The organism is Sungkyunkwania multivorans (assembly GCF_042675645.1).
In the GTDB taxonomy this organism is placed as follows: Bacteria; Bacteroidota; Bacteroidia; order Flavobacteriales; family Flavobacteriaceae; genus Sungkyunkwania; species Sungkyunkwania multivorans.
Genome location: NZ_JBHTJH010000017.1, coordinates 96,732 through 109,807, shown reverse-complemented (window position 1 = coordinate 109,807; position 13,076 = coordinate 96,732). Strand labels below are relative to the sequence as shown.

The following is a 13,076-nucleotide window of genomic DNA, read 5'->3' as shown; positions in this document are numbered from 1 at the left end:
TCTTGTTTAGAGACTTTACCTTATCGCAGTATGATCCCTATCCTCTGACAAGGATTATTGGTTAGATGCTTCTCGGCCCTATGATTTGATCGCATTGCTACTGATCATTCTATTGTGAATTCTATTATTGTGGATATTCCTCCGGCTACTTTTTCTAACTGATATTGGTTCAATTCTCCATCCTGACGGATAGCATCTTTTGCTGGTAGAGTGAAATATATTTTTGTCTCATCCTCGTCATCTATAATTGCCAATTCTTTTGCTTCTGAAAATTCTAAAGTTCCTCTTGCTAGTTTCTCATTAGCTTTGATCTGGTTTGAGATGAACTCTTTTTTTTGAATTGCGAACCTTCAAATGCCCTCAATGTATATGCTCTAAACGATTTTTGGTCTTTCATAAGCTCCAGAATTGTCGAAAAAAAAATACCAAAAAGACTATGGCATTTTCTTGAAATTCTCCTCAGAGGTCTGGTGTCCTTGTCCTATGGTAGATATTTAGTATTCGGGGATTGTCTTAGGATTTTGAACCTTATTGTTTACAGGGTCCATCGAATTTTGCTTGAGCAATTTTAGATGGTTCTAAATTAAGAACACTAACCTTATTATCAACAAAATACATATCCATAGCCCCTTTTCCTTTGACAGCTCCTTTTCCACGATATTCAAAAGAAAGATTTTTTTCGTTCTTAATTATCTGGTAGACGTCTTCACTAATATTCACCTTACCAATTACCCCATTGCTTTCCATTCGGCTTGCGATATTTACGGTATCTCCCCAGATATCGTATTGAAACTTCTTCACCCCAACGATACCAGCCACTATTGGTCCCACATGAATACCAACGCGCATGTCAAAAGCTGGTTTATCTACTAATTCATTTTCTGATTTTCTTTTAGTAATAAATTCTTGCATTTCGATACCTGCCAAAATGGTTTTTTTTACCGAACTGGTGTCTGGCTTGGGCAATCCACCAGCGGCCATATAGGCATCGCCAATAGTTTTGATTTTTTCAATGCCGTAATGGTCTATAATGGCGTCAAATGCCTTAAAACAAATATTGATTTCTTCCACTAATTCTTGAGGACTAAGGCGGGAGGCTGTTTCTGTAAAGGATTTAAAATCTGTAAAGAGAATAGAGGCAGTATCAAAATCTTGCGCATCAACATAGCCTTTTTGCTTTAGTTCTTCTGCTATCTCTTCAGGAAGAATGTTACGGAGTAAATGTTCGGACCGATCTTTCTCTATTTGCAATATGGCCTTTGATTTTCTAACATAACTTAATCGACTTAAAAGACCAATGGCAAGTATTGATACGATAAGGCCTAGACCAAAACCTATATTTCGCTGCGTTTCTTTTTCATGTAACACCTGCTTATGTTCGATTTTTAGTTGATGTCTCTTTTCGACATGGGCAATACTATCTAAGAGCAGTTGTTTTTCGAACTCCATATTTAGGACGTCCTTAGCTGTTTCTTTCGCACGTAAACTATCTTTAAGTTGAATTGCCTGTTCATAATATATCAAAGCGGCAGCTTCATTATGTATAGATTTATATACATCGTATAAACAATTACATCCATCTTTTTGAACTGACACGGTATTGATCTCTTTGGCTATGTTCAATCCTTTTTTACAATCGTTAATTGCCAATCGATTCTTACCCATTTTATAGTTTACCGACCCTATCGCTATCAATGAAAGGCTTTGGTATAGCAAATTTTTCAGTTCTTCGGCAAGTTTTAAGGAAAGGTCGTAATAGTAGAGTGATTTTTTATACTCTTTTTTGGAACTGCTGAGTTTACCAAGATTAAATGTTGGTTCTAGTATTCTTTGTTTATCGCCAACTTCTTTTGCTAGACTTAGGGCTTTTTCAAAATGGACCAAGGCATCAGAAAATTCCTGCTGCCTCAAATAGATTTCTCCAATCCCATTTAGAACTTGAGACAGTGCTTTTTTATCTGAAGTACTTTCATATGTTTTTTTTGCAATTTGAAAATGCTTCATCGCATTGGCATGATCGTTTAGTTCTAGATATATCCCCCCTATATTTTGAATAGTGGCGGCCGTCTGTTTTTTGTCATTTAGATTTTCGTTTAATTTAGCGGCGCTCTTGTATTGATGTAATGCTTTCGGATAATTCCCCAAATAATAATAAATAGCTCCTTTATTATTTACTGACGAAGCCACGCCTTTTTTAAAATCTTCTTTGTCATAAGAGCATATACTTTTATCAAAATAGGCAAGTGCCGTGTTATAGTTGCCCTGAAAATAATGTATAGACGCTATTTTATTATAACAATGCCCTATAGCTTTGTGGTCGGCAAGTGTTGTATATAAATTCAATGCTTGCTGAACGCTACTTAGCGCTTCACGGAAATCTCCTTTTTTTATATGTGCATTTGCATAGTCAAAAAGGCTGTCAGCTAGTTTTTTGTCTGTAGGTTTTTGCGGCTTTGAAGCTGATGCCATTTTTTGGGTAATGCTGAGCGAAAAATGATTGACCGTTTTAATGATTTTTATATTTGTCATGCCCAAAGCAATACCCGCATGCAAAACAAAAAAGAGAAGCATACTTACTTTAAGATACCTCTCTTTTTCTATGCGATACTGTTCATGCATGCTATTAGGTCCATTTTTCAATTTGCTATACGTTAGTGCATTATCGATGAAGTTATTTACTTTATCAATTTTTTTTCAATAGTATCGCTAAACGAGAAGAAGGGTCTGTAATAACAGGGTCTGTAAGTTTTCCACCTCCGGCAATGACTTCTAATTGCGCTTCATTTAATTCTATATCATCCATATTGGGCTCCGCGGGGATATTGATATATATAGTTGACGGGTCGGTTTGGTCTCGCACTATCAATTGTTTGCCTTCTGGCATGTAAAGCTTTTCGCCAGTAAGTTCTTCAATAGCTTCAACAGGATTCTCTATTAAAGCATGCTTAAAGGCATCATTTCCCCAAGCCTCATTGATAATGGTTTGGAATAGTTGTTGTTCTCTGGTCGTTTTCATATGGATTTGTATTTTAGCAATTAAATCTCCAACGCATCTCTAATGGCCTCTAAAGTGTCTAAGACAAGATCAGTGATGATGCCATGTCCGCCAGCAACCATTTCTAACTGTCCTTCATTTAGTTCTTTATCGTCATAAACATTGTAAAGAGCGTGGTAAGTGTCGAAAGTGGTTTCAACATGGTCGCGTCTCTTCAATGGCCTTTCGTTTGAAATGTGCAATGTTTCCGAAGTAAGTTCTTTGATAGCTTTTGAAGGATTGCTGATCAATGACAATTTGAAAAGCTCATTGTTTTTTGCTTCATTGACGATATTCTTATAAAGCTGTTCCTTTGATAACCTCATGATTCAAATGATTATTGGCTTGAGGTAAAAATATTTACGATTACTTGGACAGAAATGCCAAAAACCCTGAGAAGATTAACGTTTTCTATATGGTATATTTCTGATAATAAAATTGATATTATCAATCACGATATTTTTTGCAACCAAAAAAAACTGCTAGGATGATACTTCCTACAATAAGGCTCAGAAGAAATTGAGGTTGAATTTTTAATAATTGGATCAAAGATAAATCCTCGAAGAGTACTTTTATGAGTATTCCATTTATAAAAGTCATGGTAATCAAGTACAAAAAGAACCTTATGATAAGACATCGTATATTCATAGCTGCTATATATAACTTCCCCCAAAAATTTCCATGGCAGTATTTTTATTTCTAACAGAAACGGAGATGTTCACTTCAAATTGAAAGTCATCTTTGTAGTAATAGGTTTTTCGTCCTCTATCATACAAAATTGCTGCATTGAAATCTTTTAGTTGTTCCATTAGGCTGTAGACAAGACGCTGACTTATGTGCATTCTACGGGCTAATTCTAACGAGCCTCCAGTTTGTTCTTTTTCAATAAGGGAATGTAATTGTTGCAAGCGTTCTAAATTTTTAATGGATTTCATTTTCTTATTTTCACAGGTTATTGAACAGTACAAACATATACATGCAAGTACGCTTGTAAAAGTGTTCATTGTTTCAATTCATGAATAGTAATGGTGCAATTCATGAATTGTGCAGTGGGCATTTTCAAAGAAAAGATGATAGTAGAAGTAAAGGATATCGACAAGTTCAGTAATTGGAAATAGGCTATCCTTTTCTCTAATTATTAGGTCATAAAACAGAAAAACCTTGATTTTTAAAATAAGATTCATAATTTCACCTTCCCAGCCTAGAAAGCCAAAGATTTAGATTCTATGAAAAGAATATTTTTGTTTTTAGTGCTGATCGCCCTCAATACTTCATGGGGATATGGTATAATTCAATTAGATAGTCTTGGTCAATATTCATTTGAACAATTAGAGCAGAAGATCAATGCCAATAAAGAAAAAAATGAAATTGAGCTGGCTAATGTCTATGCCTTAGCATATATAAATAAAGCCAGGAACACGGGAAAGGATGGATTGTTGGTAAAAGGCTATTATTTTATTGTCGACATTGATTCTAAGGTTCAGAAAGTAGGAACTAAAGAAACAAGCATTTTATATTCTGATAGCATTATTGCTCTTTCTAAAGCCAAAGATCATGGCTTTTTTACAGCTTATGCTTATTATATTAGAGGAAAAGAGTCGTATAAAGAACGTCATTTCAAGAAAGCACTAAATGATCTGATCATTGCCGATAAGATAATAAGTGATAAGGATAGCTTGGAGGTGAAATATTGGATAAAGCAGGCTATGGGAATTCTTAAACACAGAACCGGGGACAATGATGGCGCTTTAAGAGAGATGTATACTTCTTTGGCATATTATAAAAAACAAAAAAAATGGAGTTCTTATGGTTTAACAGCATTTTCTCTTTCGCAAGTTTATATAAAGAAACGAGAATTGGATTCTGCAAAATATCATATAGATACTGCCAAAGAATATCTAAAAGGGACGGACCATTTTATTTCCAATCACCTTCATATGGGTTCTGGAATGCTCGAATATTACAAGGCTAATTATGGTAATGCAATTAAAATATTTGAAGAGGCAAATAGTGGAATGAAACGGATCAAAGACCTTTCTAACCAAGCTTTTTGTGAATATTTTTTAGGTGAATCTAAACTTAAGTTGGGTGACACCGCCATAGCGGTTAACCATTTTAAGAGAGTGGATACAATTTACCATGAACAACATTATATCAATCCAGAGCTGAGAGGTGCTTATACATCGCTAATAGCATACTACAGGAAGAAAAAGCAATACGAAAAAGAACTTTATTATGTAAAGAACCTTTTAAAAATAGATAGTTTAACTAAAGATTATAGTTCTTACCTACAATCCAATATCATTAAAGAATATGATGTTCCAAAATTATTGGAAAGGAAAGAGAAACTGATCAACATCTATAAATCAAACGAGAAAAAATGGAGTATTGCTATTGTGATTTTATCTGTTTTTATGGTATTACTTGCATTTACATTTTTTAGACATCGGAGAAATGAATTTAAGAAAAATGAAAAATACGAACAGATTATAGCAGAATTTACAAAAGAAAAAAATAACGACCCACCAAAGCAGGTTCGATCTAGTAAGATACCTGAGAAAGATGTAGAAAAGATAAAGGCCGCTTTTGAAAGCTATGAAGAAAAGCGTACCTATGCCAAAAGTACCTTTAATAAGGATTTCATTCGGAAGGACACAGGAATCAATGATCATTATATTACCGATTATTTAAGGGAATATATTGGGAGTAGTCTAACAACCTACATCAATGATAAAAGGATCGCATTGTCAGTAAAAAAAATTATAGAAGATAAGAATTATAGGAAATATACCATGCAAGCTATGGCTGAAGCAGTAGGGTATAATAATGAAAGCACCTATAAGAGGGCTTTCAGAGAACGTATTGGGATGAGACCTTTGGAATTTATCGATAAGAGGAAAAAGGAGGAGGGGTCTAATTCATGAATTACCCTACGTAGCTGCGTGTAAGGTTGAGTTTCATCGATTATTTGTCTTACTTTTATTACATCAAAATCATTTTATTACTAACGCTTTCATAAATATTAATAGAAGATGAAAAAGAGAAACCTAAGCAAGACTAAAAAAGGAATAAGCGAACTTAAAACTTTTACCATTACTAAATTAAATAATCCCAATACCATCTTTGGAGGTTGGGCTGGTGATACAATTTGGGACACTACAAGTAAAAATATATCAAAATAAATATATCATCTTAAAACCAATAGCCAATATTATGAAAAAAAGAAATGTCAAGAACGCAGAGCAGGGAATAAGTAAGCTAAACACTTTTACCATTGCTAAATTAAATAACCCAAAAGTTATTTACGGGGGAACTTCAGATACAATTATAGATACTGCTACTAATAAGAAGATGTCAAATTAACTTTCTTAGATATTTAAAACAAGGGTTAAGGCAAAAGTAAAATAAACAAAGATAGTTCAATTATAGAATTTTGCTCTTGCTAATTTTGACACTATGCAGCATATTGTTGCTGGATCTCTCGATCATAATAATCTTATTGCAGTATCTGATAATGATATCATTCCTACTATTGGAGATATAGTAATGACAACCACATGTCTACCAAGAGATCATCTAGCACTTTGATTAGATTATTTAGGTTATACCCGAAATGGATACTTTCTATTGCCGTAGTAGCAACAAATGGGAAATCAATTTATAAAAGAAATGCAGGTTGAAAAACCTGCATATTTTAATTATAGACCTTAAGGGTTAGTTCGTTAAATTACAAGATCCATCACCATTTATTCTTATTCGTTTCGAGTAAAGTTTCAAAATTGATCCTAAAAGAAGTTTGGTGGCAATACTTGCACTCTCTAATGTGGCAACTTACCCCTCAAAGCCCCATATAAATAGGTTCCAAGTACAGCAAAAAGGATCACGATCAAGATAGGCCAGAAGCCAGCACCTACCAAGGTGAACATCGGTCCGGGACAGGCGCCTGCCAAGGCCCAACCAAGACCAAAGATGGTACCGCCTAGCATATAGCGATAGAAACTTTTGTCTTTGGGGGCAAAGGTGATCAACTCGCCATGGATAGATTTGACCTTTCCTCTTTTGATAAGTTGCACCATGATCACGCCAATGACCAGTGCCGACCCGATGATGCCATACATGTGAAAGGCCTTGAACTGAAACATCTCGTAGATGCGGAACCAAGAGGCTGCCTCCGATTTGAACATGGTGATTCCGAATAGGATTCCAATGAGTAAGTATGATAAAAATCGCATGGTCTAAAAGATTAAAGGAAATAAAACATGAATCATAAAAAGGCCTCCGGCAAAGAAACCGATCACAGCGATCAACGAAGGTAACTGCAAATTGCTCAATCCTGAGATGGCATGCCCAGAGGTGCAACCACCTGCGTATCGCGCACCAAAACCAACCAATAGCCCGCCAATCGCTAAGATGGCTAGACTCTTCATGTCCGTAAAGGCACTATTGTCAAAAAGTTTTGTGGGCAAATAGGCTTTCCCTGCACTTTCAAAGCCCAATTCGTTGAGGTTGGCCACCACATCTGGGTTGATAGCCACTGCGGTATCCGTTGACAAAAATTGAGAGGCAATAAAACCACCGATGATGGCGCCGAGTACCACAACAAGATTCCAGCGTTGTGCCTTCCAGTTGAATTTGAAGAAATCCACGTTCCGCCCTGCACCACAAATGGTACACATGGTCCGGAGATTTGAGGACATCCCAAAGTTTTTTCCAACCATTAGCAATAGAAACATGACCAAGGCGATCATGGGGCCGGCAATGTACCAAGGCCAGGGTTCGTATAGTATTTTCATGGTATTTTATGTTTTAGATGCAAATTAACGATTTCTGCCACAAGCGCTAAGTAACCTTGGTTACAATGGCTTGTAAGTTATTTAAGTTCTTCCAATAGTTAATGAGCATTTGACTTTTTTGAAGTTTCAAACCAATAACTGATACCCAGCGAAATAAAGAAGGCGTTCTCTAAATCCTCTTCGAAAATGACATCCTCTGCTGTAATGATGGCGGGATTTTGTGGAAGCGAAACGACCGGATTTAACGAAAAAATATATTGATCGTGATAATAATAGATGGGCAAGCTCAGGTCAAGACTCAATATAGAAAAGTCGGTGGACTGTGCAATCGCTATAGTGGACAGGTCAGTACCTCCAGAACCTTGTCCCTTTCGATTGCCCAATCGATTGTTTCGATAATATTCTTCATAGAAATTTTGAGATCCTGCGTTAAGATCTATTGTTGGGATGATGTGAAGATTGTTTTTAAAGGCTTCGATCTGTTTTTCGAGTGAGAGCGATAAGAAAAAGTCGTTTTTGCTTTCTTGAGTGAAGTAAGTGATGGCCGATAGTTTTGCTTGAAGAATATCAAAATCATATCCCAAGCTTGCCGTTAGATCCGCATTCACTTCAGATTGTACATTATAACTTTCATCATTATAAAAATAGGCCGTAGCAGACATATCTCCATTCAGTTTTTTAGCATTATAGCGATAGCCGACAGTTAGCAACATAAGGTCGACTCTTTTTTCTTCAGTACCTACGAGATATGAAAGAGAGGCATCCGCATAGATCCCTGAGCGATCATAATACCCTATGGAGGGTATTATGTAAGGAGCGGCAATAGAGTCGCGACGACCCATAAATACCGCATCGCTAATGTAGGTTACATCTGCTAAAAAATAGGAGGCTGACTCTTGTTTGGTCGCTTGCGCATGTGTGGGCTGTTGTGCTATAAGTATCTTAGACAGCAGGCAAAGCAACCCAAATAGGATGGCGCTTGTATTCTTCATCGTTCTATGTTTTAAAAATTAAAGGCCTTGCTTTAATAGCAAGGCCAAATAATTTAAATGATCAGCTACCAACCTTACCCTTCTTGTTGGATACTTTCTTCTTTACCTTTTTATTCATCTTTTTCTTATTGGCTTTCATATGCTTTTTAACATACTCTTTTCGATATTGATGCTGGTTTTGAAATAGTTTCCCATCCATATTCAAACATTGCCCATCCTTCAATCTTACCTGCTGTCGTTCTCTGGTCTGGTAGGAACCATCGGGGTTCACTACCGTCCCGTCGTTGAGACTCATAGGTTGTTGCAGGCGTTGCTGCATCTGATTTCGAATTTGAAAGGCTTCGCCATCGACCATCATCACATGATACCTATTCCGATTGCGTTCTCGTATCTGTGATTGATTTAGCCCTTTGTTCTCTTGTTGCACCTTGTAACGATACTGATATTCGTTGCGATACTTAATGCCGTCCATATCCAAACATTCACCGTCTTTAAGTCGTAGACGTTTTTGATTGGGTGTTTGATAGCTACCATTGTTATAGACTTGCGTGCCATCGTTGAGCTCCAATCGATTTTGGATTCGAAGTTGTTCTCTATCTCTAAGTTGAAGAAGATCTCCATCTACCATCATCAATCGTGTCTGGTCTCGTTCCTGTGACCTTACTTGGTCTTGATCCTGTGCCGATAGCGCCAAGGTTCCGAGAACCAGAAACGCTGAAATTAACATTACTCTTTTCATGGTCATTGGTATTTAAGATGCTTTTTAAGCATTTGGTTTATTATTGGTCTCCGTGCATTCACAGCTTTGAGTTGAGCCATGGTACTTAGCGGGACAGCTGTCTCTTAAAAGCTCTCAAATGATTGTTTGAGGCCCTTATTAAGTTGGAGAACACCATTTGTGCATATCCATTATTTGTTTGGCTTAAAGCTGCCTTCAAATCTTGAATGTCCTTTTCCTCTATCAAAATGCCAACTTTGAAGGCCTCTTGACGAGATATAGAACCTTTGCTGATGAATTCGTCGTATAGTGATTGGAGTTCTTTATTAGTAAAAGTGCCTTTACTGTCACTTATCTCGAATTCAATTCGATTTGCGTCCAGTAGGTTGCGTAAAACATCCATATGCCGTTGCTCACTTTGCTTAATGTTATGAAATACTCGTAGCTCCCACTTTTCGTCTAAATAGGTATAGACATCACGAGCTAACTTTTCCTCTTCTAACAGATACTTTAGGTTTTTAGCGGTCTCAGTTTCTAATTTTTGGTCTTGACCAAGAATCAGCATATTATTCACCACCAATAGCAGCAAGCTTATTTTCAGTGTAGTTTTCATCATGCGTCTTTTTAGGATACTTCTATAAAGTTCTGAAATAAATTACCGCTACACAGCCACTTTGGTTACAGATGGGCATAAAAAAGAAAATTCTAAAGGAGTAATTCAATGAGCTTTTACCGTTGCTCTTCTAAATGCGCAAAATAGAAAGCTCTGAATGCTGCCAGAAGGTGTCTTGTGATCTACCTTGAGGCAATGTATTTTTTCGAAGAATCTTTTCATGCGGTCGGTCAATGAGGCTTCAGAATACTGTTTGATCTCAATGCCACTGCATTTGGTAGGGCCATCTTCGGAAAAGGTGCCCATTATTAAGATACCATCAGGACTCAAACTACGATAAGCGGTTTCGATGTACTTCTCGATTTCTTTTTCCTCCGTCAGAAAATGAAAGGCGGCACGATCATGCCATACTTCATAGGTGTCTTCGGGCATAAAATCAGCAATATCTGTTACAAGCCAATTCACTAGATCAGCTCGTTCGCCTAGGCGTTGTTTTGCCTTTTCAATTGCGACTTCGGAGATGTCAAGAACAGTAAGGTTCCTATAGCCTATGTCAAGTAAATGATCTACCAAAGAACTATCGCCGCCACCCACATCGATAATGTTGGACTTTAGTGGGATATCTAATTGTTGAAAGAAGTTGAGAGTGATTTCGGGTGTTGGCTGATACCAACTAACCTCGTGGAGACTTTTTGTTGAATAGATATGTTCCCAATGTTGCTTCCTGTCAAAGTCGTTCATTTGTCAATGCTTCTTTACGAATTAATGCGTAAGTCTTATTTGGCGCTGATCTTTGGTAAAAAACGTCCAGTTGTTTTCATATAGCCTTCGTAATCTGGAAACTTCAGCTTCAACTTTTTCTCTTCGTACTTCGATTTAAAATAAAAGAGGGTCAACAACAATAAAAAGATCAACAATTTAAATGAAGATCCAATAAAAAAGGCATAGCTGAGCGCTGCCAGCAATATTCCAGTGTAGATAGGGTGCCTTATATACTTGTAAAGTCCTGTTTGTACGAGCTGTGCATCCGATTTTGGGGTAGGAAATGGTGAAAGGTTTTTGTTCAATTGTGCCATGGCCATAATTCCGATGAGTATTCCGACCCAGATCATCGCAAGTGCCACCCAAAAAATTATTGGAGACGTAGGCATTTCGAAAAGTGGCCAATCTGCAAGATACAAGACCAGCAATCCGCCTTGGGCGATCACATATAGATAGTCTTTCAGTAACGGCTTCATATCATTTCCAAAAAAGGAAAGGTGAATCTTTAGAGATTACACCTTTCGTTCAACAAATCATCTAGGTCAAACATTTTTCCCTTTCAGCATCTTATTCCAGTATAGATAGGGCAACATGTATTTCTTCAACATCCACAATCTCCAATGCTCTTTAGAGCTGTCGAAGATCAACATTTGTTTCAGTTTTGGGTCTGGCGTAAAGTTGCTATCGTAATCGAACTCACCTAGTACCATTTTGCCATAGGCAGTGACCAACGGGCAAGAAGAATAGCCATTATACGAACGATTGCTGGCTTCTTTGTGTTGTTTAAGCAAGAGAATGTTTTCTACGACTACGGGAACCTGTTTTCTGATAGCAGCTCCGGTTTTTGCTGTTGGTAAGGCAGCAACATCCCCAATACCAAAGATATTCTTGTATTTGTTGTGTTGCATGGAATGATGGTCCACGTCCAGCCAGCCGGCCTCATTGACCAAAGAGGATTCTTTAACAAACTTTGGTGCCGTTTGTGGCGGTGCTAAATGAAGCATATCAAAAGGCATTTCAATAACATCGTCTGCAGTAAGTTTTTCACCTAAAACATTGTCTGATTCTATGGTAGCGCGCTTTTCCGCAGGCGCTGTATATTTAAAATAGATGATCTGTTTGTCTGCATCAATTTTAAACGGAGCATAGAAAGGTTTGAAATGCATATCGTAACGTTTGATGACCTTTTCTAAGGTCTCTCTGATGGGCTTTACTCCAAATATGACTGAGCCAGGAGTAGCGAAGACCACATTGGTCTTGTCCTTTAGACCATGTTTCCTAAAATAATCGGCAGCCAAATAGGCGGTCTTCTGTGGAGCGCCACCACATTTTATGGGAGTGGTCGGTTGTGTAAACACAGCATTACCACCTTTAAAATTTTGCATCACCTTCCAAGTATGTTCTGGATCGGTGTAATTGCTGCAAACGACTCCTTTGTCCAGAGCTTCAGGAAGCCCTTCTATCAAGGATGGGTCCATGACGAGTCCTGGTGAGACCACCAAATAGTCGTAGGTGACGTCACCACTTGCTTTGGTGGCTACTGAATTCTTTTCTGGGTCAAATCCAGTAGCATGATCCTTTATCCATTTAACACCATTTGGTATAACGGATGCCATAGGCCTGGCCGTCTTTTTATAATTATAGGTGCCTGCGCCTACTAAGGTCCATGCAGGTTGGTAGTAATGGGTGTCGGCAGGTTCGATGATAGCAATATCAAGGCTCTGGTCCTTTTTAAGTAGTTGAGCGGCTGTCATAATACCTCCAGTACCTCCTCCAATGATAAGTATTTGATGATTTGTTTTCATTTTTAGATCAGGTTTTGTATTCCTTAAAGGTAATCTTCAACCGAGAAACTTACAGTAACTTTTGTTACGATCAAAGCAATGGATCATTACTTTCAATGCCTAGGGTCAACGTCATCTTCGATGAGGGCTATTATTGCTTCACTTTACAGGTATTCAAACCTACCAGTGTATATAGTGGACAAAAACTCACGAAACTTGTGAATAAAAATACAGCGCTTAACCCTAGTAGTACATAGCCCAAGGTGCCTCCAATAACTTCAAAATAGTAGAGAGCAATCACGACTGCGGCTACCAAGAATCGAATAATGCGGTCCATGCCGCCCATGTTTTTTTTCATCTCAATTAATTTAATTTAATAA

The 13,076-nt window shown here is 37.4% G+C and carries 15 protein-coding genes; 2 read left to right on the top strand and 13 right to left on the bottom strand.

Features of this window, described 5'->3' with window-relative positions; all coding sequences use genetic code 11:
- Positions 1-528: 528 nt before the first annotated feature.
- The 4 genes from ACFQ1M_RS12020 to ACFQ1M_RS12005 all read right to left on the bottom strand — a co-directional run bounded on the left by ACFQ1M_RS12020 (position 529) and on the right by ACFQ1M_RS12005 (position 3,969).
- Complete coding sequence (locus ACFQ1M_RS12020; protein WP_386408524.1) at positions 529-2,619, bottom strand: adenylate/guanylate cyclase domain-containing protein; 2,091 nt, start codon at positions 2,617-2,619, stop codon at positions 529-531.
- 64 nt (positions 2,620-2,683) lie between these two features.
- Positions 2,684-3,016 (bottom strand): NHLP leader peptide family RiPP precursor, encoded by a 333-nt coding sequence (locus tag ACFQ1M_RS12015; RefSeq protein ID WP_386408522.1) that lies wholly within the window; start codon positions 3,014-3,016, stop codon positions 2,684-2,686.
- A 20-nt stretch (positions 3,017-3,036) separates the two neighbouring features.
- Positions 3,037-3,360, bottom strand: coding sequence for a hypothetical protein (locus tag ACFQ1M_RS12010; RefSeq protein WP_386408520.1), 324 nt, complete (start codon positions 3,358-3,360; stop codon positions 3,037-3,039).
- 327 nt (positions 3,361-3,687) lie between these two features.
- A complete protein-coding gene (locus ACFQ1M_RS12005; protein WP_386408518.1) occupies positions 3,688-3,969 on the bottom strand; it encodes a DNA-binding protein in 282 nt (93 codons plus the stop codon).
- A gap of 291 nt (positions 3,970-4,260) precedes the next feature.
- On the opposite strand from ACFQ1M_RS12005, the gene ACFQ1M_RS12000 reads away from it, so the two are divergent.
- Positions 4,261-5,958, top strand: a complete 1,698-nt coding sequence (locus tag ACFQ1M_RS12000) for a hypothetical protein (protein WP_386408516.1) — start codon at positions 4,261-4,263, stop codon at positions 5,956-5,958.
- A 108-nt stretch (positions 5,959-6,066) separates the two neighbouring features.
- Positions 6,067-6,216, top strand: coding sequence for a hypothetical protein (locus tag ACFQ1M_RS11995; RefSeq protein ID WP_386408514.1), 150 nt, complete (start codon positions 6,067-6,069; stop codon positions 6,214-6,216).
- Positions 6,217-6,852: 636 nt separating this feature from the next.
- Here ACFQ1M_RS11995 and ACFQ1M_RS11990 read toward each other — a convergent pair.
- The 9 genes from ACFQ1M_RS11990 to ACFQ1M_RS11950 all read right to left on the bottom strand — a co-directional run bounded on the left by ACFQ1M_RS11990 (position 6,853) and on the right by ACFQ1M_RS11950 (position 13,054).
- Entirely contained in the window at positions 6,853-7,266 is a 414-nt protein-coding gene (locus tag ACFQ1M_RS11990; protein ID WP_386408512.1) for a DUF6691 family protein, read from the bottom strand.
- Between the two features lie 3 nt (positions 7,267-7,269).
- Positions 7,270-7,827, bottom strand: a complete 558-nt coding sequence (locus tag ACFQ1M_RS11985) for a YeeE/YedE family protein (RefSeq protein WP_386408510.1) — start codon at positions 7,825-7,827, stop codon at positions 7,270-7,272.
- Between the two features lie 98 nt (positions 7,828-7,925).
- Positions 7,926-8,819, bottom strand: coding sequence for a hypothetical protein (locus ACFQ1M_RS11980; RefSeq protein ID WP_386408508.1), 894 nt, complete (start codon positions 8,817-8,819; stop codon positions 7,926-7,928).
- A gap of 61 nt (positions 8,820-8,880) precedes the next feature.
- Positions 8,881-9,558: a DUF6799 domain-containing protein gene (locus ACFQ1M_RS11975; RefSeq protein ID WP_386408506.1), complete on the bottom strand. Its 678-nt coding sequence runs from the start codon at positions 9,556-9,558 to the stop codon at positions 8,881-8,883.
- 85 nt (positions 9,559-9,643) lie between these two features.
- Positions 9,644-10,153 carry a DUF2202 domain-containing protein gene (locus ACFQ1M_RS11970; RefSeq protein WP_386408504.1) on the bottom strand — a complete coding sequence of 170 codons (510 nt, stop codon included), beginning with the start codon at positions 10,151-10,153 and terminating at the stop codon, positions 9,644-9,646.
- 102 nt (positions 10,154-10,255) lie between these two features.
- Positions 10,256-10,891 carry a class I SAM-dependent methyltransferase gene (locus ACFQ1M_RS11965; RefSeq protein WP_386408502.1) on the bottom strand — a complete coding sequence of 212 codons (636 nt, stop codon included), beginning with the start codon at positions 10,889-10,891 and terminating at the stop codon, positions 10,256-10,258.
- 35 nt (positions 10,892-10,926) lie between these two features.
- Positions 10,927-11,388 carry a methyltransferase family protein gene (locus tag ACFQ1M_RS11960; RefSeq protein ID WP_386408500.1) on the bottom strand — a complete coding sequence of 154 codons (462 nt, stop codon included), beginning with the start codon at positions 11,386-11,388 and terminating at the stop codon, positions 10,927-10,929.
- 66 nt (positions 11,389-11,454) lie between these two features.
- Positions 11,455-12,717 carry an NAD(P)/FAD-dependent oxidoreductase gene (locus tag ACFQ1M_RS11955; protein ID WP_386408498.1) on the bottom strand — a complete coding sequence of 421 codons (1,263 nt, stop codon included), beginning with the start codon at positions 12,715-12,717 and terminating at the stop codon, positions 11,455-11,457.
- Between the two features lie 130 nt (positions 12,718-12,847).
- Entirely contained in the window at positions 12,848-13,054 is a 207-nt protein-coding gene (locus ACFQ1M_RS11950) for a YgaP family membrane protein (protein WP_386408496.1), read from the bottom strand.
- Positions 13,055-13,076: the final 22 nt, after the last annotated feature.

Bases quoted from the DNA above. Each gene is read 5' to 3' on its own strand.
- ACFQ1M_RS12020 (WP_386408524.1), bottom strand. From the start codon at position 2,619: ATGCATGAACAGTATCGCATAGAAAAAGAGAGGTATCTTAAAGTAAGT.
- ACFQ1M_RS12015 (WP_386408522.1), bottom strand. From the start codon at position 3,016: ATGAAAACGACCAGAGAACAACAACTATTCCAAACCATTATCAATGAG.
- ACFQ1M_RS12010 (WP_386408520.1), bottom strand. From the start codon at position 3,360: ATGAGGTTATCAAAGGAACAGCTTTATAAGAATATCGTCAATGAAGCA.
- ACFQ1M_RS12005 (WP_386408518.1), bottom strand. From the start codon at position 3,969: ATGAAATCCATTAAAAATTTAGAACGCTTGCAACAATTACATTCCCTT.
- ACFQ1M_RS12000 (WP_386408516.1), top strand. From the start codon at position 4,261: ATGAAAAGAATATTTTTGTTTTTAGTGCTGATCGCCCTCAATACTTCA.
- ACFQ1M_RS11995 (WP_386408514.1), top strand. From the start codon at position 6,067: ATGAAAAAGAGAAACCTAAGCAAGACTAAAAAAGGAATAAGCGAACTT.
- ACFQ1M_RS11990 (WP_386408512.1), bottom strand. From the start codon at position 7,266: ATGCGATTTTTATCATACTTACTCATTGGAATCCTATTCGGAATCACC.
- ACFQ1M_RS11985 (WP_386408510.1), bottom strand. From the start codon at position 7,827: ATGAAAATACTATACGAACCCTGGCCTTGGTACATTGCCGGCCCCATG.
- ACFQ1M_RS11980 (WP_386408508.1), bottom strand. From the start codon at position 8,819: ATGAAGAATACAAGCGCCATCCTATTTGGGTTGCTTTGCCTGCTGTCT.
- ACFQ1M_RS11975 (WP_386408506.1), bottom strand. From the start codon at position 9,558: ATGAAAAGAGTAATGTTAATTTCAGCGTTTCTGGTTCTCGGAACCTTG.
- ACFQ1M_RS11970 (WP_386408504.1), bottom strand. From the start codon at position 10,153: ATGATGAAAACTACACTGAAAATAAGCTTGCTGCTATTGGTGGTGAAT.
- ACFQ1M_RS11965 (WP_386408502.1), bottom strand. From the start codon at position 10,891: ATGAACGACTTTGACAGGAAGCAACATTGGGAACATATCTATTCAACA.
- ACFQ1M_RS11960 (WP_386408500.1), bottom strand. From the start codon at position 11,388: ATGAAGCCGTTACTGAAAGACTATCTATATGTGATCGCCCAAGGCGGA.
- ACFQ1M_RS11955 (WP_386408498.1), bottom strand. From the start codon at position 12,717: ATGAAAACAAATCATCAAATACTTATCATTGGAGGAGGTACTGGAGGT.
- ACFQ1M_RS11950 (WP_386408496.1), bottom strand. From the start codon at position 13,054: ATGAAAAAAAACATGGGCGGCATGGACCGCATTATTCGATTCTTGGTA.